This is a genomic window from Streptomyces sp. DSM 40750 (assembly GCF_024612035.1).
GTDB lineage: Bacteria > Actinomycetota > Actinomycetes > Streptomycetales > Streptomycetaceae > Streptomyces.
This window is the reverse complement of sequence record NZ_CP102513.1, coordinates 7769603-7787347: the sequence shown is the minus strand read 5'-3', so window position 1 is coordinate 7787347 and position 17745 is coordinate 7769603. Positions and strand designations below refer to the sequence as shown.

Here is a 17745-nt window from a genome sequence, read left to right as displayed (position 1 = left end):
CCGCCCCTACCCGTCCCATCCCCAGGGGCGCTGCCCCTTCGACCCCGAGGGGTGGGTTGTTCGGGTGCGGGTGGGCGGGGGCTTGTCGCGCAGTTCCCCGCGCCGCCTTCAGGGGCGCGGGGAACTGCGCGAACGGGGTCCGGGGCGGAGCCCCGAGGCGGGTCGAAGGGGCGCAGCCCCTGGGGATGGGACGGGTAGGGGCGGCGGGGGCGAGAAGAACCCCCGCGGCCCTCAGCCGCCGCTCTTCCGCCCCCCGAACATCAACCGCCGCAACGCCCCCAACAGCCCACTCGTCGACCGCTCCCCGCCCGCCGGCACGGCACTCGGCGCCACCGGAGGCGCGACGTCATCCCCCCGCCGCGCAGCCGGCACCCGCGCCGCGCTGTGAGCGCTGAGTTCATAGCGAACCGGCAGCAACCGCAACCCCCGCACCACCGGCCCCGACCGCCACGGCAACTGATCCGGCGGCAACGTGAGTTCCGCGCGGGCGAAGTGCTCGAAGATCCGCCCGACCGCCGTGGTGACGATCGTCCCGGCGAGCTCGCGCGCCGCGCTGGGGCACTGGTGGGGCCCGGCCCCCCACGCGAGATGCGCCCGCGTACTGATCGTGGAGTCGACGATGTGCGAGGACCCGACCGCGAGCAGATCGCGATGCGCGGCCGCGACGGACGGGGACACGATGTCACCGGCCCGGATCCAGAAGTTTCCCAGCCGCACATCACGCGCCGCGAACCGGAAGCACAGGTTGGCCGTCGGCGGATTCACCAGCGCCGCCCGGTTCACGGCCTCCCCGAGCTGCCCGTTGGACAGGCTCCGCCGGACGGTCGCGTTGCCGCGCAGCACCTCGAGGAGGGTGTTGCAGACCATGTTCCCGGTGATGTCGTTCAGATAGACCGCGTTCATGAACAGCTCACGGCCCAACTGCTCGTCGCTCAACGACGGGTCCGACAGCAGCATGTAGGACGTCAGGTCCTCCCCGGGACGGGAGCGCCGGTGCGCCGCGAGCCGGGTCATCGCGCCCAGTGCCCGCCCGGTGGCAGGCCCCGCGTCCGGCCCGCCGTCCAGCATCCGCCACAGGTCCATGACCATCTCGTCGCCGAGTTCGACGGGGCAGCCGAACAGCTTGGTCGTGACCATGAGGAGCAGCGGCCGGGTGTACTGCGCCGCGAGATCGGCGAACCCGGTGGTCCCGGACTCGGCCGCGAGCATGGCGATCAGCTCGTCGGCGTACCGCGCGACGGCCGCCCGCAGCTCCCAGCCCTCGGGGGTGTGCCCGTCCTGGAAGGGCCGCATCGCCGAGTGGTAGCTCAGCCGGGCGTGCCGGTGTTCCTCGTCGTCGAAGAACATGGTCTGCCGGACCTCGTACCCGGCGAGCAGCGGCCAGTCCCGCGGCAGCCGCCCCTCGGCCCGGGTCCGCCAGTGCCGTACGTCGCGGCGCCACACGCTCTCGTTGCGCAGGACCTCCAGCACCTCGCGGTAGTCGAGAACCAGCCAGGCCGGTACCCCCATCAGCCCCACGGGCGCCACGGGGCCGTACGTACTCCGCAGTCGCTCGTAGACGCTGCCCGGGTCCACGTCGAACTCCGAGGTCAGCAACGGCTCCATCGGCAGCGATTCCAGGGTGGGGCTGCCGGCCGGAGCGGCCGCGAACGGATGTGTTTCCATGACCGACACGCATACCGCATGAAGCATGCACGAGCAGTGACGATGACAGGAACTGTTACGGCTTGGTGATCCCTGTTGCACTTGGGGTGACGGTGACGAAGCCAGTGGCCTGCCGGGCGCCCACCCGGCAGGACCCGCCCGGCTACTTCAGGCCGATCACCGACAACTCCCGCAGCGCTTCCGGCAGTTCCTCCGCGTGCACGATGCCCAGCGCCTGCGTCGCCCGCGTCAGCGCCACATACAGGTCGCTCGTGCCGAAGCGTCCGGGCTCGACGACGAGGACCGAGTCGAACTCCAGCCCCTTGGCCTGCCGGGGGTCGAGGAGGACGACGGCATGGGTCAGGTCCGGTTCCGCGCCGGCCGTCACCCCGTCGAGGCGGGCCGCCAGCGCCCGGTGCAGTTCGCGGGGCGCGATCACCGCGAGCCGCCCCTCGGCGGGGGTCAGCTCGGCGACCGCCTTGGCCACCTCCGCGGGCAGTTCCTTCGTCGCCGCGCGGCGCGCCCAGGGCCGTACGCCCGTCGACCGCACGGAGCTCGGTGGCTCGAAGTCCGGCTGTTCGGCGCGTACGACACCGGCCGCGACGGTCATGATCTCGGCGGGGGTGCGGTAGTTGACGCCGAGCCGGGTGTGCTCCCAGCGGTCCTCGACGTACGGCGCGAGGATGCCGGCCCAGGAGCCGACGCCCGCGGCCTCCGCCGTCTGGGCCGGGTCGCCGACCAGGGTCATGGAGCGGGTCGGCGAGCGGCGCATCAGCAGCCGCCAGGCCATCGGCGACAGCTCCTGCGCCTCGTCGACGATGATGTGCCCGAACGCCCAGGTCCGGTCGGCCGCCGCCCGGTCGGCGGCGCTGCGGTGGTCGTCCTCCTCGTGCCGCTCCGCGAACCGCTCGGCGTCGATGATGTCGTGCGCGGACAGCACCTCCGAGCCGTCGGGGTCGCTGTCCTCCTTGTCCTCGAACTCGTACGTCCGGGACGCGTAGGACACCTCCAGCACGCCCTGCGCGTACGCGATCCGGGTCTCCCGCTCGCGCTCCGACCGGGCCCGCGCCACCCGGTCGTCCTCGCCGAGGAGTTCGGCGGCCTCGTCGAGCAGGGGTACGTCGGCGACGGTCCACGCGCGCGTGACGGGACGGCGTACGGCGTCGGCGTCCTCCTGGGACAGATACGCGTCCGGCTCGGCGAGGAAGCCGGCGATCAGGCGGCGCGGGGTGATCCGGGGCCACAGTCGGCCGATGGCGGACCAGACCTCGGGGTTCTCCGCCAACTCGTCGCGGATCTGGGTGATGTCGCTGGCGTCGAGGAGATTGGAGCCGTCGTACGGGTCGGTACCGATGCGCTCGGCGACCATCTCCGTCAGGGTGTTGAGGATGTAGCCCTCGAAGTGCTCGCGGGCCACGTTGTGCGGGAGCTTCGCCTCGCGGGTGCGCTCACGGGCGACCCGTACGAGGTCGTCGTCGAGCATCAGGATCTCCCGGTCGTGCTCGATGGCGATGACGGGGTCGGGCAGCGTCTGCCGGTCCCGTACGACGGCCGCGAGCACCTCGGCCATGTCGGCGCGCCCCTTGACCCGGGCGGCGTCCGGGGTGTCGGTCGCGGTGGCCCGTACGCCGGGGAACAGTTCGCCGACGGTCGAGAGCAGCACCCCCGTCTCCCCCAGCGACGGCAGCACCTCGCCGATGTAGCCGAGGAAGGCGGGGTTGGGGCCGACGATGAGGACGGCGCGTTTGGCGAGCAGTTCGCGCTGCTCGTACAGCAGGAACGCGGCGCGGTGCAGCGCGACGGCCGTCTTGCCGGTGCCGGGGCCGCCCTCCACGACCAGGACGCCCTGGTGGGGCGCGCGGATGATGCGGTCCTGCTCGGCCTGGATGGTCTGCACGATGTCGCCCATGCGGCCGGTGCGGGCCGAGTTGAGGGCGGCCAGCAGGACGGCGTCGCCGGTGGGGTCCTCGTACCCGGTGCGGGTCTCGTCGCCGAGGTCGAGGATCTCGTCGTGCAGGGCGGTGACCCGGCGGCCCTCGGTGGTGATGTGCCGGCGGCGGCGCAGTCCCATCGGGGTGTGGCCGGTGGCGAGGTAGAAGGGGCGGGCGACGTCGGCCCGCCAGTCGATCAGGATCGGGGTGCGCTCGGTGTCGTCCTCTCGGAGCCCGATCCGGCCGATGTGGTGGCCGCCCCCGTCGGCGAGGTCGAGCCGGCCGAAACAGAGCGAGCCCTCGACGGCGTTCAGCGCGGCCAGCAGCCCCGAGCGTTCGGCGACGAGGATGTCCCGCTCCAGGCGGGCCTGCCTGGGCGTGTTGCTCTGGGCGAGCGCGTCCGTGACCGAGCCCGCGGTCTCACCGCGCAGGGCGTCCACGCGGGCGTACAGCCCGTTGATGAATTCCTGCTCGCGCCGCAATTCATCTTGCGAAAAGCCGGTGTTTGACAATTCCACTCCCGCCCGGATATACTGTGCTCACTGAACTTCTTTGCGACTCAATTCCCTTGAAGTCGCGAACCATCAAATATACGCAAGAAAATCCCCCGAGCGCAATTGCTCGGGGGATTTGTTGTAGAGGTACCTGTTCAGGTGCTCGTTCAGCTGTCAGAGCACGTCGGCGAGTTCTTCCAGCAGCCTGCGCTTCGGCCGGGCACCGACCATGGCCTTCACCGGCTCACCGCCCTTGAACACCATGAACGTCGGCATCGACAGCACCCGGTACGCAAGCGTCGTGTCCGGACTCGTGTCCACGTCCAACTGCACCACCTTCAGCCGCTCCCCCTCCTCCGCCGCGAGGGCGCTGAGCACCGGCCCCATCTGCCGGCACGGCGGGCACCAGTCGGCCGTGAACTCCACGAGCACCGGCAGCTCCGCCCCGATCACCTCCGCCTCGAAGTCCGCGTCCGTCACCTCCGCCACACCCGCCGCCCTGATCACAGTCGCCCGCCTCCCAGTTCACACTCCGGCTCCGGACCCCCCGGAACCTCCGCCTCGGCCGCCAGCCGCTCCCGCGCCCGCTCGGCCCGCGCCAACTGCCCGCCGACCGACGCCCGTACGGCCGCCAACTCACCGATCAGCGCGTCGAGTTCGTCGAGCTTCCGCCGGTACACCGCCAGCGACGCCGGGCACGAGTCGCCCTCCGGGTGCCCGGCCCGCAGACACTCCACGAAGGGCCGCGTCTCCTCCAGGTCGAACCCGAAGTCCTGCAACGTCCGGATCTGCCGCAGCAGCTTCAGATCCCCCTCGTCGTACGTCCGGTACCCGTTCCCGGTCCGCCGCGCGGGCAACAGCCCCCGCGCCTCGTAGTACCGCAACGTCCGTGTCGTCGTCCCGGCCCGTGCCGCCAGCTCGCCGATGCGCATACGCAGACGGTATTCCTTGACGCCGACGTCAAGGCAAACGCGCCCTTCAGGGGCGCGGGGCTGTATCGATGTGCGGCTCCGCCGCGTGGGCGCGAGAACCCCCACCGGCGCGCAGCCGGACAAGGAAGCCGGAAAAGCCGAGTGACCAGGTCAATAGGGGGAGGACCTGGCCACTCGGTGTTCTGGTGCTATTCAGTTGTGGGCCGTACGGCCGGATCTACGGGGGAGGACCCGGCCGTACGGCGTTCTTGGAGAGCCCCACTACGCCTTGGCGAGTTCCTTGTCACCGCCGGCTTCCGCAACGGCCGCCTCGTTCTCGGCGGAGCCATGGTCGTCCAGCAGCGTCTTCTCGTCGAAGGGCAGGTGCCCGGCGAGGACCTGGTCGACGCGCTCCTTGTCGATCTCCTTGGTCCAGGTGCCGATGAGGACCGTGGCGACGGCGTTGCCCGCGAAGTTGGTGAGGGCGCGGGCCTCGCTCATGAAGCGGTCGATGCCGACGATGAGGCCGATGCCGTCCACCAGGGCCGGCTTGTGGGACTGGAGGCCACCCGCGAGGGTCGCGAGGCCGGCGCCGGTGACACCCGCCGCGCCCTTCGAGGCGACCAGCAGGAAGAGCAGCAGCGGGATCTGCTCGCCGATCGACATCGGCGTACCCATGGCGTCGGCGATGAAGAGGGACGCCATGGTCATGTAGATCATGGTGCCGTCGAGGTTGAAGGAGTAGCCGGTCGGGACGGTGATGCCGACGACGGGCTTGCTGACGCCCAGGTGCTCCATCTTCGCGATGAGGCGCGGCAGCGCCGACTCGGAGGAGGAGGTGGACAGGATCAGCAGGAACTCACGGCCCAGGTACTTGAAGAAGGTGAGGATGTTGAGGCCGGAGACGATCCGCAGCAGCGCGGCGAGCACGATGAAGACGAAGAGGAAGCAGGTGACGTAGAAGCCGAGCATCAGCACGGCGAGGCTCTTGAGGGCGTCGAGGCCCGCGGAACCGGTCACGGCCGCGATGGCACCGAAGGCACCGATCGGGGCGGCCCACATCACCATCGCGAGGATGCGGAAGACGAGGCGCTGGATGTGCTCGACACCGCGCAGGATCGGCTGACCGGCGTCACCCATGGCCTGGAGCGCGAAGCCGGCGAGCACGGCGACGAGCAGCGTCTGGAGGACCTCGCCGCCGGTGAAGGCGGAGACGAGCGTCGTCGGGATGATGCCGAGCAGGAACTCGGTGGTGTCCTTGGCCTCGGCCGACACCTGCGCCTGACCGGTCTCCTTGATCGCGTCGGTGACCGCGAGGCCGGTGCCCGGCTCCAGGATGTTGCCGACGACCAGGCCGATGCCGAGGGCGACCAGCGACATCACCGTGAAGTAGGCGAGGGCGATACCGCCGACCGCGCCGACCTTCGCGGCCTTCCGTACGGAGCCGATGCCCAGCACGATCGTGCAGAAGATGATCGGCGAGATCATCATCTTGATCAGGTTCACGAAGCCGGTACCGATGGGCTTCAGCTCAACGGCGAAGTCAGGGGCGATGAGGCCCACGGCGATGCCGATGGCCACTGCCACGATCACGGCGATGTACAGGTAGTGGGTGCGGTCCCGCTTGGCGGGTGCGGTAGGTGCCGTATGAGTGGTGCTGGCCACGGCTGCCCTCCTCGTCGACGTCGTCGTCGGCTCGCTGTTCCGGCGTGCGGCTCACGTCCGGGGGAATTCGGGAGACGGGCTCCCAGGTGGGAACCGGCGGGTTCCCGGTGGGAGACCGGCTCCCGGGGGTGGGAGACCGGCTCCCGGGGCTGGGAGTGGGGGCTCCCAGGCGGGAGCTTGGGGAGGCTCCCTGGTGGTGGGAGCCGAAGCTCCCGGTGGGAGCGGGGCTCCCGGGGGGTGTGGGAGCCGGGGCTCCCGGCGGTGGAAGCCGACAGGCTTCCGGGCCGGCGGCTTGGGGGCTTCCGGCGGTGGGAGACGGGCTCCCGGTGAGGGGAGGCAGGCTCCCAGTGGTTGGGAGAGGTGCCTCCCGGTGGTGGGAGACGGCTCCCGGCGGCTCGGGGTGTGGGGTCCCGGGTCGGGAGTCGTACTCCCTCTCGTTGTCCATGTGCTGGACGAGTCGATGGGGTGACTATCCCCCGCCCTGTGAGGGCGGTCACCCTTCCGTTCATTTAGTTCACGCTGACGCGTAGATGCAGACTGGTGCCATGCGCGTCCCGCCCCTCCTCCGCCCCCGCAGCCTGGCCGGCCAGCTCTTCGCCGTACAGGCGGTGCTGATCGCGGCCGTCGTGGCCGGGTATGCGCTGTTCACGTACGTCAGCGACCGCAGCCAGGCGGAGGAGGCGGCGACCCGCCAGGCTCTGGCCGTCGCCGCCACGGTCGCCGACTCCCCCTCCGTACGCGAGGCGATCCACACCACCGAGCCCACCGAGCGGCTCCAGCCGTACGCCACCGAGGTGCGGCAGCACGCCGGCGTCGACTTCGTCACGATCATGACCCGCGACGGCATCCGCTGGACGCACCCCGACCCCGACCGGATCGGCGAGCACTTCCTCGGCCACATAGAGAAGGCCCAGAACGGCGAGTCCTTCACGGAGACCTACACGGGCACCCTCGGCGCGTCCGTCCGCGCGGTGATCCCGATCATGGAGAACGGCGAGGTCATCGGCCTGGTCAGCGCCGGCATCAGGGTCCAGGCGATCAGCGACCGCGTCCAGGACCAGCTCACCGCCCTCCTCGGCGTGGCCGCCGGAGCCCTCGCCCTCGGCGGCATCGGCACCTACATCGTCAACGCCCGCCTGCGCCGCCACACCCACAACATGAACGCCGCCGAGCTCAGCAACATGCACGACTACCACCAGGCCGCGCTGCACGCCGTACGTGAGGGCCTCGTCATGCTCGACGGCCAGTACCGGGTGGCCCTGATCAACGACGGGGCGCGCGAGCTGCTGGGCGTGACGGAGAAGGTCGTGGGCCGCTCGGTCGCGGAGCTGGGCCTGCCGGCGCCCCTGACGGGAGCGCTGCTGTCCTCGGAACCCAGGGTGGACGAAGTGCTCCTGACCGCCGAACGGGTGCTGGTCGTGAACACCTCCCCGGTGTCGGGCGGCCAGCGCCGCGGCACGGTGGTCACCCTCCGGGACGTGACCGAACTCCAGTCCCTCACCGGCGAACTCAACTCCGAACGCGGCTTCACGCAGGCGCTCCGCTCGCAGGCCCACGAGGCCGCGAACCGCCTCCACACGGTCGTCTCACTGATCGAGCTGGGCCGCTCGGACGAGGCCGTGGACTTCGCGACGGCTGAGCTGGAACTGGCGCAGGCCCTGACGGACCAGGTGGTGGCCGCGGTGAGCGAACCGGTGCTGGCGGCCTTGTTGCTGGGCAAGACCGCCCAGGCGAACGAGCGGGGCGTGGAACTGGTGGTGTCCGAGGACAGCCGCATCGACGACGGTCTCCTCCCGGAGTGCCTCCCCGCCCGTGACCTGGTCACGGTCCTGGGCAACCTGATCGACAACGCGGTGGACGCGGCGCAGGGGTCGGTGGGGGCGCGGGTGACGGTCACGGCGTATACGGATGGGGCGGACGAGCCGGGTGAACCGGCGGATGACTCCGTGCTGGTGCTGCGCGTGACGGACACGGGCAGCGGCGTGGACCCGGCCCACACGGAGGCCGTCTTCGAACGCGGCTTCTCGACGAAGCCCGCGGGCCCCGGCGGCCGAGGCCTCGGTCTGGCCCTCGTACGGCAGACCGCGCGCCGCCACGAAGGCACGCTGACCGTGTCGGAGGCACCCGGGGGCGGGGCGGAGTTCGAGGTACGTCTGCCGCTGCGCACGACCGATCCCGGTCCCATCAAGGCTGTCCAGGCCCCTCGGGCCGCTGTGGCTGGAGGCGACGACGTATGACCAAGGCCGAGTCCGATCCCATCAGAGTCCTGGTCGTCGAGGACGACCCCGTGGCCGCCGACGCGCACATGATGTACGTGAGCCGCGTCCCCGGCTTCACAGCCGTGGGCAAGGCCCACACGGGCGCGGAGGCGCGCCGGGCCCTGGACCGCACGCCGGTGGACCTGCTGCTGCTGGACCTGCACCTGCCGGACGTACACGGCCTGCAGCTGGCCCGCTCGCTGCGCGCGGCCGGGTACCACGCGGACGTGATAGCGGTGACATCGGCACGGGACCTGACGGTGGTGCGGGAGGGCGTGTCACTGGGGGTGGTGCAGTACGTACTGAAGCCGTTCACGTTCGCGACGTTGCGGGACCGGCTGGTGCGGTATGCCGAGTTCCACGCGGCGGCGGGCGAGGCGAGCGGTCAGGACGAGGTGGACCGGGCACTCGCGACCCTGCGGGCGCCGGGGCCGGCCGCCCTGCCGAAAGGCCTGAGCGCGCCGACGCTGGAGCGGGTGACGGTGACGCTGCGGGACGCGGGTGAGGGTCTGACGGCGGCCGGGGTCGCGGAGGCGGTCGGCATCTCGCGGATAACGGCTCGGCGGTACCTGGAGCACCTGGTGGATGCCGGGCGGGCTGCGCGGAGTCCACAGTACGGGCAGGTGGGGCGGCCGGAGCTGCAGTATCGGTGGGTGAAGGGGTAGGCGGTCCCGGTCAGTTGAAGGGCTTGGCGCAGAGGATGACGGGAGCGCCGCCGGGCGTCGGAACGGTGGGCCACTTCCCAGTCGAAAACCTTCTCCGCACCGGCGAGCTGTGCGAGCCGCGGCCCCGGATCCCCCCGGCACATGCGCCCCGATCGCCGAGATCTTCTCGTCGATACGCGTCTTCCTCCTCGTCCTTGACGGTCTGGTACTCGGCGAGCGGCAACTGCCCGAACGCGACGTCGTCCCGCTCCGACACCCTTGCCCCCTCGGTGGTGCCAACGAAGTCTCTGCTCAGATGACTTGGCAGCCGCAGACACATTGACCTGACTAGACCACTCCTCGTACCGTCACCGGGCACCCACCCAGGCCACAACGACGTAGCCAGCAGGAGGTCGTGCCCGTGCGCCCCACCGCACCCCACCCTCGCCGATCCCCCCTCCGCCTCCTCCTCACCGCAGCCCTGGCGATCACCGCCCCCGGCGCGCTCACCGCCTGCGGCACCGGCTCCGGCAGCGACCCGGACACGGTCGAGGTCTCCTACAAACAGTCCACGGACAACCAGATCCGCGTCTTGGACACCTTCCTCGCCGACGTCAAGAAACAGTTCGAGAAGGCGAATCCGGGCAAGAAGGTGAAACTCGTCCCGATCAAGGCCCCGGACTCGGAGTACTACACCAAGGTCCAGCAAATGCTCCGCTCGCCGAAGACGGCCCCGGACCTGGTCTACGAGGACACGTTCCTCATCAACTCGGACATCACGAGCGGCTATCTGAAACCCCTCGACGACTACTTGGCCGGCTGGAAGGACTGGGACCAGTTCATAGACACGGCCAAGACCGCGGCGAAGGCCGAGGACGGAAAGACGTACGGCATTCCGGACGGCACGGACACCCGAGGCCTGTGGTTCGACAAGGGAATCTTCGAGAAGGCGGGCCTGCCGGCCGACTGGCAGCCGAAGACCTGGGCCGACATCCTCACCGCCGCCCGCACGATCAAGGACAAAGTCCCCGACGTCATTCCCCTGAACGTCTACACGGGCAAACCGGCGGGCGAGGCCGCCACGATGCAGGGCTTCGAAATGCTCCTCTACGGCACGGAAGACGCCACGGCCGCCGGTGCGAGCGACCCCCTGTACGACGAGAAGTCCAAGAAATGGAAGGCCGGGACCAAGGGCTTCAAGGACGCCCTCACCTTCGTGGAAACGGTGTACAAGGAAGAACTCGGCCCCGAAGTCTCCGACGCCCTCGACCCCAACATCTCCACCCGAGTCCGCGGCGAACTCCTCCCCGAGGGCAAACTCGGCATCAACCTCGACGGCTCCTGGCTCCCCCAGGACTGGCTGCCCGGCAGCGGCCACGAATGGCCGGACTGGTCAGAAAAGCTGGGCCTCGCCCACATGCCCACCCAGAACGGCCAGTCCCCCGGCAAGGTGAGCATGTCCGGCGGCTGGACCTGGGCCATCCCCGACAAGGCCGCCAACCCCGACCTCGCCTTCAAGTTCATCGAGACGATGCAGACGAAGGCGAACGCCCAGAAGTGGTACATCGCCAATTCGGGCATAGCGGTCCGCAAGGACGTGGCTGAGGACCCGGTCTACGCGGAGGCCCAACCCGGCATCAAGTTCTTCACCGACCTGGTGTCGAGCACGCATTACCGTCCCGCTTATCCGGCGTATCCCAAGGTCTCCACGGCCATCCAGGAAGCGATGGAATCCGTGACGACGGGCGACGCCTCGGTGTCCGAAGCGGCCGAGAACTACGACGAGGAGCTGAAAGCGGCCACGGACAACCAGGTGATCGAGGAATGAGCCCGCGCGTATGAAGAGGCCGACAAGGCCGGCATCCGGGCCGTCACCCCACCCCGTCCTCCGTTCCCTGACCCGCGCCCTCCCCCTCACCCCCGCCACCGTCCTCCTGCTGCTCTTCCTCGCCGGCCCGATCGCCTACTGCGCCTACATCGCCTTCACCGACCTCCAACTCACCGGCCAGGCCGAGGACTCCTTCATAGGCTTCGAGAACTTCCGCACGGCATTCGGGGACGAGGCCTTCCTCAACGCGGTCTGGCTGACGCTGGTCTTCACGGTGATATCGGCCCTGATCGGCCAGAACACGCTGGGCCTGGCCCTGGCGGCCCTGATGCAACGCGCCTCGAAACCCGTCCGCACGCTGGTGGGCGGAATCGTCGTGACGGCGTGGGTCCTGCCGGAGGTGGTGGCCGGCTTCCTCCTCTACGCCTTCTTCCGCCGAGAAGGAACGTTGAACGCCGTCCTGGACTGGCTCCATCTCCCCACCCAGAACTGGCTGTACACGCTCCCCATCCTGGCGGTGTCGTTCGCGAATGTCTGGCGGGGAACGGCGTTCTCGATGCTGGTCTATTCAGCAGCCCTGAACGAAATCCCGAAGGAGATCACGGAAGCGGCGGAGGTGGACGGCGCGGGCGGCTGGCGCCGCCTGTGGCACATCACGCTCCCGATGATCCGCCGCTCCATCGGCACGAACCTCATGCTCATCACGCTCCAGACATTGTCGGTCTTCGGCCTGATCTGGGTGATGACGAGAGGCGGCCCCAGCGGCAAAAGCCAAACCCTCCCCTTGTTCATGTACGAGGAGGCGTTCCAGAAGAGCATGATCGGCTACGGCACGGCGGTGGCGCTGTTGCTGCTGGTGGTGGGTTCGCTGTTCTCGGTGATCTACCTGCGCCTGCTGCGAACGGAGGTGTGAGTTCCATGGCCACGCATACCCGAACGCCCGCCTCCCGCCGCACGGTTCGCCACCGCCTGGCCGCCGATGTCGGCCTCCTTGTCGTCGCCGCGACCTTCGTACTGCCGCTGGCCTGGGTGCTCCTGTCATCCGTGGACCCCCACGCGAATCTGACGGTCAAGCTCCCGGACGGCGTGACCCTCGACAACTTCGACGCCGTCCTGACCCCGGAAATCACCTTCACGCCGCTGCTGAACAGCCTGCTCCTGTGCGGCGGGGGAACCGCGTTGACGGTGGTGTGCGCGGCCCTGGCGGCCTACCCGCTGTCCCGATTCCGCTCCCGCCTCAACCGCCCCTTCCTCCTGACGATCCTCTTCGCGACGAGCCTTCCGATCACGGCGATCATGGTTCCGGTGTACGCGCTGTTCGTGCAGGTGAACCTGATCGACACCATGCAGGGCACGATCTTCTTCTTCGCCGCGTCCCAATTGCCGTTCGCCATTTGGCTGATGAAGAACTTCATGGACGGGGTGCCGAAGGAGTTGGAGGAGGCGGCGTGGACGGACGGCGCGTCGCCGCTCCAGTCGCTGGTGCGGGTCGTGCTGCCGTTGATGGGGCCGGGGGTCGCGGTGGTGACCGTGTTCTCGTTCGTGATGATGTGGGGGAACTTCTTCGTCCCGTTCATGCTGCTGCTCACTCCGGAACAGATGCCGGCGGCGGTGAGCATCAATGAGTTCTTCGGGAATCGGGGGACGGTGATCTATGGGCAGTTGGCGGCGTTCTCGGTCATTTATTCGACGCCGGTGATTTTGTTGTATGTGGGGGTGGCGAGGCGGTTGGGCGGGGGGTTCGCGTTGGGTGGGGCGGTCAAGGGCTGAGGGTCTCGGCCGCTGCGGTTCGCGCTGCGGCGGCTCGGTCAGGAGCGTTGGCGCGGGCAGAGGAGTCGGCAGCGCGAAGTCGGCAGGACCGGGCCTCGATGGGCCTCGGTGGACAGAACACCGACAAGGTTGAGCGTGAACTGCCAAGCACACACGACGAGTCAAGGTCTCGGGGGCGCAGCTCGACACCGTGCAGCTGGACTCCGCACACGGCGGCGAGTTCACGCCCGACATCGGTCGGTGCGGTCAAGGGACGAGCGGCGTCAGGTGGGTCGGAAGCCCGCCGATGGGCTCCTCCCCACCCGGGCCCTCGGACGGGTTCGCAGACGGAGCCCCCGACGCCCCCACCGCGACCGCCCGCTCCACCACCGCGTACCCGATGCCCCCGGGCTCCCCGTACCGAGCCAAGGAGACACGCACCCGCACGGCGTCCCCCCGCTCCGGCCGGCCAACTCCGATGTCCACGGTCTCCAGTCCATCCGTACGGACCTCGAGGAGTTCGACACGCACCGGCACATACGCGTACCACGCATCACTCGCACTGCCCAGCTCATCCAGGAGCCAGGCGTACTTCAGCAGTGGGGGTGCGTCGAAGCCGGGTGCCCAGTGGACGCGTTCGTGGTCGGCTGGAGGGGGCGCCGCGGGGCCGGTCCCGCTCAGGGAGTCCAGGAGCGCCGACACCCCGGCCTCCGGCTCGGGACGCAGCGTGGCACCGGACCCGTCCGGCCATGCCACCTCCACGTACGGCGTCGCCTCCGTCAGCGAGATCCGGCGTACGACCAGGCCGCGTGCCGCACTCCCCCGCTGGATCGCCGCGAGGTCCGTGACCAGCGGCGCCCACCACTCGGCCGCGGGCCACCGCACCGCCGACCGGTTCGGTCGAGCGCTCATCGAGCATCCCCTTCGAGGTCACTGCCGGGCCGGTCGGCCGCTGTGCGAGAGCCGGCCCACCAGTCGACTGTACGTCGGGCCGACACCTCAGATCCTCAGTGTCGGCCGACGCCTCAGATCCTCAGCTCCTCAGATGTTGACGGCGTTGCGGACCCAGTCGGGACACCGGCCGGACACGCCCTCGCAGAAGGCGGTGACGGCCCCGAAGGCCTTGCCGTCGTCCAGCTTCCGGTAGTCGATTCCGGCCAGCACCGTCAGGGTCTCGGTGACCCGGCAGCTGCGGAAGATCCACCAGCCGCTGCACTCGACGTGGTTCACCTCGGTGCGGTAGTTGTACGTCGTGGGAGCGATCTGCTGCTTGCCCTCGGGCGTGGGACGCGGATACATCGTGGTCGCCTTGACGGCGTCGAGGCTGAGGTTGTGTTTCTGGTCGATCTTGGTCATGCCGAAGCCGGCGTTGGCCCCGTTCCAGTAGCCCCTGCGCATGACCGCATCCCAGCCGTCCTTGTCCTTCCACTCACCCCCACCCACGACATCGAAGCTGCCCGACGGCGCGGCGACGGCAGCAGGCGCCTGAGCGCCCGCCTCCCCGGCCTCCCCGGCAGCCAGCTTCTCCGTCGTCCGCTTCGGGATGCCGTAGTCCGAGAGGTCCTTCAGCTGAAACGACTCGTCCCGAGGAAGGCCGCCTCCGGTGTCGAAGACGGAGAACTCCACGGTCCCGCTGGTTCCTTCGGCCCCGCTGCCGCCCGGTCCGCCCGGCCCGGCCGTGTCGGCCTGGGCCTGGGCGGACATCCCGAACATGGTGCCCAGTGCGGTCGCCAGGGCGGCAGCCGTCGTTCCGACACGCTTCCGTACGGTGTGCATGATCCTCCCCGTTTTCCGTCGAACGGGTGCCTTGCGACAGGCACCGACAGATCCCGACGGTAGGGCCCGGAATTCCCTCCCGTAAACGGCGTGCCGCATGCAACAGGTCATTCCTGCGGACCCCTTGGACCGGTCCCGCACCCGGACGCCCCCTATGTCACCGCAGTTCGGCGCCGCGACCTCCCGTCCACCGAACACGCGCGGCGCCACGCCGAGTTCGGCTTGTTCCGAATTCTCCCGTGACGGCGAGGTGGCCACGGTGGGCGGATTTCCCTACGAAACGGGCACGCGACCCGCCGAGAGCGCGCATACGGTGCACGCGAACAGTGCATCCGCAACGACTCCCGCGCCTCCCTCATGCCCCCTCCGGCAGCACCCCCGCCCGGAACGGCTCCACCCCGACGACCCGCCGCACCCTCACCGGCTCGATCAGAATCATCAGGCGCCGCTCTCCGGGCAGCAGCCACGGATACCGCTCCTCCCCGATGTACTTCCGGGTGAGCCGGTCCATGGCGCGCAACGCCTCGTCCCCCTCCACGAACCGCACCACCCGCCCCCGGATCTCGGCCCGGTCATAGGGGTTCTCGGGATCGATGTGAGAGAGGGAGACATACGGGTTGCGCCGCAGGTTCTCCTCCTTCACCCGCCCGACCGACGTATTGACCATGACGTACTCGCCGCCACCGTCTCCGTCGGCCTCGATGTCCACCCACATGGGTGACACCTGAGGCGCCCCATCCGCCCCCACCGTGGCCAAGTGCCAGAAATTCGGCGCCAGTAGGCGCTCACGTATGTGCCCGTCCAGCTTCGTCATGAGGCATCCATACCCAAGGGATCCCCACTCAGGTCACTCGGAGCACACCACTCCCACAAACCGTAGCTTCCTACAATCCGTGATTGTGGCCGAACAGCGCGTAGTCACCGCAGTCCCGCCCCCCTACGTTGTGCGCGTGCACCGACGCTCAGCCAACGAACGGCAGCCCCAGCACCCGCCCCGGCACCCGCTCCAGCACGCACCCCGGCACCCGCCCCGGCACCCGCTGGAGCAACCGGACTCACCCGCACTCACCCCACCCTTCAACGCCCCCACCGCCCGAAAACTCCGCATCGCCCTCGGCATGGGACCCGAGCACGTCGCCTACGGCATGCGCTCCTCGTACGGGCTCCCGTACGTCACCCCGGACCTGGTCGCCGCCTGGGAACACGGCGCGATCGCGCCGACGAGCCCCGAACTCACCGCGCTCGCGGGCGCGTTGTGGTGCTCACCCGATGAACTCATCGGCGCGCCCAGGACATTGCGCGAACACCGCATGGCCCGCGGCCTCGCCGCGGAAGACGTCGCCCACGCCGTCGGCCTCGAACTCTCCACGTATCTCCGCATGGAGGAGACCGACGAATGGCGCGGCACGGACCGCCAGTCCGCCGCGCTCGCCGACGTGCTCGACCTCTCGATGCCCGACCTGATCACCGTCACGGGACGCGAGGCGAAACTGACCGAGTTGCTTCACAGCGCGGTGACCACGCGCTGGCAGGCGCACGTGCGGCCGACCGCCAAGCTGCTGTCCCTCGACCGGCGCCTCCTGGAAGACGTCCTCCAGGAGATGCACACCGACTACCAGGGCCGTACGGCCGCCACCCTCACCTGGGCCGACGGCACCGCGGCGGCCGACTCGGGCGACTCCGGCCGCGCGTACCTGGACCGGATCGTCGACCACTTCTGGTCACTGATCCAGCGACCGACGACGTACTAGAAAACCTCCCGGAATCCCTAGAACACCGACTCCGCCTCATCCATCCGATCCTTCGGCACCGTCTTCAGCTCGGTCACCGCCTCCGCCAGCGGCACCATCACCACCTCGGTGCCGCGCAGCGCGGTCATCCGGCCGAAGTCGGCCCGGTGCGCGGCCTCGACCGCGTGCCAGCCGAAGCGCGTGGCGAGCACCCTGTCGTACGCGGTCGGGGTGCCGCCCCGCTGGATGTGGCCGAGGATGACCGGCTTGGCCTCCTTGCCGAGGCGGCGCTCCAGCTCGTACGCCAGCGCCGCGCCGATGCCCGGGAAGCGTTCGTGGCCGAACTTGTCGATCTCGCCGTGGCCGTAGTCCATGGAACCCTCGGCCGGGTGGGCGCCCTCCGCGACGCAGATCACCGCGAACTTCTTGCCGCGCGAGAACCGCTCCTCGACCATCTTCACCAGGTCGGCCGGATCAAAAGCACGCTCGGGCAGACAGATCCCATGCGCACCCGCCGCCATCCCGGACTCCAGCGCGATCCAGCCCGCGTGCCGGCCCATGACCTCGACGACCATCACCCGCTGGTGGGACTCGGCGGTCGTCTTCAGGCGGTCCATCGCCTCCGTGGCGACCCCCACCGCCGTGTCGAAGCCGAACGTCCGGTCCGTCGACGAGATGTCGTTGTCGATGGTCTTCGGGACGCCGACCACCGGCAGGCCCGCGTCCGACAGCATCCGCGCCGCCGTCAGCGTGCCCTCGCCACCGATCGGGATCAGTACGTCGATACCGAACCGGTGCGCCATGTCCTGCGCGTTCTCGCAGGCCTCGCGGAGGCGGTCGCGCTGGAGGCGGGAGGAGCCGAGGATGGTGCCGCCGCGGGCGAGGATGCCGCTGACGGACTCCAGGTCGAGGCTGCGGTAGCGGCCGTCGAGCAGGCCGGCGTAGCCGTCCTCGAAGCCGATGACCTCGTCGCCGTACTGGGCGATCGCTCGGTGCACGACCGACCGGATCACTGCGTTCAGGCCCGGACAGTCGCCGCCTGCGGTGAGAACTCCGATACGCATCGTGCTGTGTCTCCTGCTCGTCCTGATCGTCCTGCTCGGTGCTGGTACTTG

16 protein-coding genes are annotated in these 17745 nt (G+C 69.6%); 6 read left to right on the top strand and 10 right to left on the bottom strand.

The features are described 5' to 3' along the window. Positions 1 to 231 precede the first annotated feature (231 nt). The 5 genes from JIX55_RS34795 to JIX55_RS34775 form a co-directional block, all read right to left on the bottom strand. The gene (locus tag JIX55_RS34795; RefSeq protein WP_257567194.1) at positions 232 to 1665 is read right to left on the bottom strand and encodes a cytochrome P450; all 1434 of its coding nucleotides are present in this window, start codon (positions 1663 to 1665) and stop codon (positions 232 to 234) included. A 142-nt stretch (positions 1666 to 1807) separates the two neighbouring features. Next, positions 1808 to 4057: a HelD family protein gene (locus JIX55_RS34790; RefSeq protein ID WP_257567193.1), complete on the bottom strand. Its 2250-nt coding sequence runs from the start codon at positions 4055 to 4057 to the stop codon at positions 1808 to 1810. A gap of 186 nt (positions 4058 to 4243) precedes the next feature. After that, on the bottom strand, positions 4244 to 4576 hold the full coding sequence (locus JIX55_RS34785) for a thioredoxin family protein (RefSeq protein WP_306820061.1): 333 nt from the start codon (positions 4574 to 4576) through the stop codon (positions 4244 to 4246). Beyond that, positions 4573 to 5001 carry a MerR family transcriptional regulator gene (locus JIX55_RS34780; RefSeq protein WP_257567190.1) on the bottom strand — a complete coding sequence of 143 codons (429 nt, stop codon included), beginning with the start codon at positions 4999 to 5001 and terminating at the stop codon, positions 4573 to 4575. The genes JIX55_RS34785 and JIX55_RS34780 overlap by 4 nt, the downstream gene beginning before the upstream one ends. A gap of 261 nt (positions 5002 to 5262) precedes the next feature. After that, positions 5263 to 6645, bottom strand: a complete 1383-nt coding sequence (locus tag JIX55_RS34775) for a cation:dicarboxylate symporter family transporter (protein ID WP_257567189.1) — start codon at positions 6643 to 6645, stop codon at positions 5263 to 5265. Positions 6646 to 7190: 545 nt separating this feature from the next. On the opposite strand from JIX55_RS34775, the gene JIX55_RS34770 reads away from it, so the two are divergent. Then, entirely contained in the window at positions 7191 to 8882 is a 1692-nt protein-coding gene (locus JIX55_RS34770) for an ATP-binding protein (RefSeq protein ID WP_257567188.1), read from the top strand. After that, complete coding sequence (locus JIX55_RS34765) at positions 8879 to 9568, top strand: response regulator (protein ID WP_257567187.1); 690 nt, start codon at positions 8879 to 8881, stop codon at positions 9566 to 9568. The genes JIX55_RS34770 and JIX55_RS34765 overlap by 4 nt, the downstream gene beginning before the upstream one ends. A 10-nt stretch (positions 9569 to 9578) precedes the next feature. Here the strand turns inward: JIX55_RS34765 and JIX55_RS34760 are convergent, their stop codons facing one another. After that, positions 9579 to 9824, bottom strand: coding sequence for a hypothetical protein (locus JIX55_RS34760; protein ID WP_306820060.1), 246 nt, complete (start codon positions 9822 to 9824; stop codon positions 9579 to 9581). Positions 9825 to 9968: 144 nt separating this feature from the next. On the opposite strand from JIX55_RS34760, the gene JIX55_RS34755 reads away from it, so the two are divergent. The 3 genes from JIX55_RS34755 to JIX55_RS34745 are packed head-to-tail and all read left to right on the top strand — an operon-like array spanning position 9969 to position 13145. Beyond that, the gene (locus tag JIX55_RS34755) at positions 9969 to 11375 is read left to right on the top strand and encodes an extracellular solute-binding protein (protein WP_257567186.1); all 1407 of its coding nucleotides are present in this window, start codon (positions 9969 to 9971) and stop codon (positions 11373 to 11375) included. 10 nt (positions 11376 to 11385) lie between these two features. Continuing rightward, the gene (locus JIX55_RS34750; RefSeq protein WP_257567185.1) at positions 11386 to 12288 is read left to right on the top strand and encodes a carbohydrate ABC transporter permease; all 903 of its coding nucleotides are present in this window, start codon (positions 11386 to 11388) and stop codon (positions 12286 to 12288) included. Between the two features lie 5 nt (positions 12289 to 12293). Then, on the top strand, positions 12294 to 13145 hold the full coding sequence (locus tag JIX55_RS34745) for a carbohydrate ABC transporter permease (protein WP_257567184.1): 852 nt from the start codon (positions 12294 to 12296) through the stop codon (positions 13143 to 13145). 246 nt (positions 13146 to 13391) lie between these two features. Here the strand turns inward: JIX55_RS34745 and JIX55_RS34740 are convergent, their stop codons facing one another. From JIX55_RS34740 to JIX55_RS34730, 3 genes are all read right to left on the bottom strand, one after another. Further along, complete coding sequence (locus JIX55_RS34740) at positions 13392 to 14036, bottom strand: hypothetical protein (RefSeq protein WP_257567183.1); 645 nt, start codon at positions 14034 to 14036, stop codon at positions 13392 to 13394. A 129-nt stretch (positions 14037 to 14165) separates the two neighbouring features. Beyond that, on the bottom strand, positions 14166 to 14900 hold the full coding sequence (locus JIX55_RS34735; RefSeq protein ID WP_257567182.1) for a hypothetical protein: 735 nt from the start codon (positions 14898 to 14900) through the stop codon (positions 14166 to 14168). Positions 14901 to 15255: 355 nt separating this feature from the next. Continuing rightward, entirely contained in the window at positions 15256 to 15714 is a 459-nt protein-coding gene (locus JIX55_RS34730) for a PPOX class F420-dependent oxidoreductase (RefSeq protein WP_257567181.1), read from the bottom strand. 136 nt (positions 15715 to 15850) lie between these two features. Between JIX55_RS34730 and JIX55_RS34725 the strand changes: the two genes are divergently transcribed. Further along, complete coding sequence (locus JIX55_RS34725) at positions 15851 to 16651, top strand: XRE family transcriptional regulator (RefSeq protein ID WP_443046597.1); 801 nt, start codon at positions 15851 to 15853, stop codon at positions 16649 to 16651. 17 nt (positions 16652 to 16668) lie between these two features. Here JIX55_RS34725 and JIX55_RS34720 read toward each other — a convergent pair whose 3' ends face one another. Beyond that, positions 16669 to 17694 carry an ATP-dependent 6-phosphofructokinase gene (locus JIX55_RS34720; RefSeq protein WP_257567180.1) on the bottom strand — a complete coding sequence of 342 codons (1026 nt, stop codon included), beginning with the start codon at positions 17692 to 17694 and terminating at the stop codon, positions 16669 to 16671. Between the last annotated feature and the right edge of the window lie 51 nt (positions 17695 to 17745).

Excerpts from the sequence above, each read along its gene's own strand:
- JIX55_RS34795 (WP_257567194.1), bottom strand. The coding sequence starts at position 1,665 with ATGGAAACACATCCGTTCGCGGCCGCTCCGGCCGGCAGCCCCACCCTG.
- JIX55_RS34780 (WP_257567190.1), bottom strand. The coding sequence starts at position 5,001 with ATGCGCATCGGCGAGCTGGCGGCACGGGCCGGGACGACGACACGGACG.
- JIX55_RS34770 (WP_257567188.1), top strand. The coding sequence starts at position 7,191 with ATGCGCGTCCCGCCCCTCCTCCGCCCCCGCAGCCTGGCCGGCCAGCTC.
- JIX55_RS34765 (WP_257567187.1), top strand. The coding sequence starts at position 8,879 with ATGACCAAGGCCGAGTCCGATCCCATCAGAGTCCTGGTCGTCGAGGAC.
- JIX55_RS34750 (WP_257567185.1), top strand. The coding sequence starts at position 11,386 with ATGAAGAGGCCGACAAGGCCGGCATCCGGGCCGTCACCCCACCCCGTC.
- JIX55_RS34745 (WP_257567184.1), top strand. The coding sequence starts at position 12,294 with ATGGCCACGCATACCCGAACGCCCGCCTCCCGCCGCACGGTTCGCCAC.
- JIX55_RS34740 (WP_257567183.1), bottom strand. The coding sequence starts at position 14,036 with ATGAGCGCTCGACCGAACCGGTCGGCGGTGCGGTGGCCCGCGGCCGAG.
- JIX55_RS34735 (WP_257567182.1), bottom strand. The coding sequence starts at position 14,900 with ATGCACACCGTACGGAAGCGTGTCGGAACGACGGCTGCCGCCCTGGCG.
- JIX55_RS34730 (WP_257567181.1), bottom strand. The coding sequence starts at position 15,714 with ATGACGAAGCTGGACGGGCACATACGTGAGCGCCTACTGGCGCCGAAT.
- JIX55_RS34720 (WP_257567180.1), bottom strand. The coding sequence starts at position 17,694 with ATGCGTATCGGAGTTCTCACCGCAGGCGGCGACTGTCCGGGCCTGAAC.